The 1,633-nt window shown below is 72.0% G+C and carries 2 protein-coding genes and 1 pseudogene; 2 read left to right on the plus strand and 1 reads right to left on the minus strand.

Annotated features, from left to right (window positions below; translation table 11 throughout):
- A pseudogene (locus GT030_RS03885) lies at window positions 1-155 on the plus strand (ectoine/hydroxyectoine ABC transporter ATP-binding protein EhuA); the annotation flags it as partial.
- 59 nt (window positions 156-214) lie between these two features.
- Here the strand turns inward: GT030_RS03885 and GT030_RS03890 are convergent.
- Entirely contained in the window at window positions 215-976 is a 762-nt protein-coding gene (locus GT030_RS03890) for a class I SAM-dependent methyltransferase (protein ID WP_346009556.1), read from the minus strand.
- A 101-nt stretch (window positions 977-1,077) separates the two neighbouring features.
- Here GT030_RS03890 and GT030_RS03895 point away from each other — a divergent pair.
- A partial coding sequence (locus GT030_RS03895) for a CGNR zinc finger domain-containing protein (RefSeq protein ID WP_161199848.1) occupies window positions 1,078-1,633 on the plus strand: 556 nt, incomplete at its 3' end.

Below are 1,633 nucleotides of genomic sequence, written 5' to 3' on the forward strand. Positions count from 1 at the left end.
TCGTCGTCACCCACGAGATGGGCTTCGCCCGCGAGGTCGGCGACAGCCTGGTCTTCATGGACGGCGGAGTGGTCGTCGAATCCGGCCACCCCCGAGACGTCCTCACCAACCCCCGGCACGAACGCACCCAGTCGTTCCTGTCGAAGGTGCTGTAGCCGTCACGGACACCCCGGGGGGCGGTACGGGTCATCCCGTACCGCCCCCCGTCCGTGCGTCACTTCAGCGCGAGCAGCAGCGTGTCCGAGGGCGAGCACCACACCGGCCGGGCCTCGCCGAAGCCCTGCTCGCGGAGGGCGGAGGCGTGCCAGGCGGCGGACGGGGTGTCGCCGTCGGCGTGTTCGCCGTAGATCTCGAAGCGGCGGGCGGTGGGGCCGGCGAGGACCGGGTCCTGGGCGGCGAGCTGCCACCACTCGGCCCAGTCGAGGGCCCCGTCCCGCCTGGCCCGGTCCATCCGCGCGTGCCGCTGGGCGCGTTCGGCGGCGTTGATCCGGGGCGTGGACTCGTCGGTCATGTGATCGGCGTTCATGAACACCCCGCCCTCCCGCACCAGCCCCGCGAGCTGCCCGTACAGCACGGTGAGCGGCTCGGTGTGCAGCCAGTGCAGGGCGGTGGCGGTGAGCACGGCGTCGTAGGAGCCGTACGGCAGCGCCGCCGGCCAGCCGGTGTCCTTGAGGTCGGCCTCGACGAAGGTCACCCGGTCGTCGCCCGCGAACGTGCCGCGGGCGATGGCGAGCAGGGCCGGATCGAGGTCGATCCCGGTGCTGGTCGCCTCCGGGAACCGCGCCAGCAGCCGCGCGGTGATCGTGCCCGTACCGCACGCGAGGTCGAGCACGCGCGGGGCCGTGCCGGCGAACGCCTCCACCATGTCGAGCATGACCCGGAACCGCTCCTCGCGGTCGGGCATGTACCACTCCTGCTGCCGGTCCCAGCTCTCCTGCCAGGCGGCCCAGTCCGTCCCCGTACCTATGGTGGTCACGATTCCCCATCCCCTTCCGCGCACGCGTAATACCCTGGAAGTGCGTCCGGCCATTACCCGACCGCAGACACGACCATAGAGCGCCCTCGTAAGGACTACAAGTGGAACTGGCCCATTACTCGGACTACGCCGTACGCCTCGTCAACAGCGAGGAGCCGGGCCAGGGCAAGGACTCCCTGACCTCGGTGGAGGCCGTACGCGACCTCTTCGGCGGGAACGCGTCGGCGGCCCGCCGCGCCACCGACGCCGATGTCACGCGCTTCCGTTCGGTCCGCGGCAGGCTGCGCGCGGTGTTCGAGGCGGCGGACGAGGGGGACGAGACGCTGGCCGTGGACCTGCTGAACTCCCTGCTGCTGGAGTTCCCGGTCAGCCCGCAGATCTCCGGTCACGACCACCGCGACGACGACGGCCGCCCGCTGTGGCACATGCACCTGGCCGATCACCCGTCGAACGTGACCGCGGGCTACGCGGCCATCGCCGCGATGGGGCTGGCGTTCCATCTGACCGAGTACGGCGTCGACCGGCTGGGCCTGTGCCAGGCCGCCCCCTGCCGGAACGCCTACCTGGACACCTCCACCAACCGCTCCCGCCGCTACTGCTCCGACCGCTGCGCGACCCGCGCGAACGTCGCCGCCTACCGCGCCCGGAAGCGCCTGG

The sequence above is a fragment of the Streptomyces sp. SID1328 genome (assembly GCF_009865595.1).
GTDB classification, from domain to species: domain Bacteria; phylum Actinomycetota; class Actinomycetes; order Streptomycetales; family Streptomycetaceae; genus Streptomyces; species Streptomyces griseoluteus.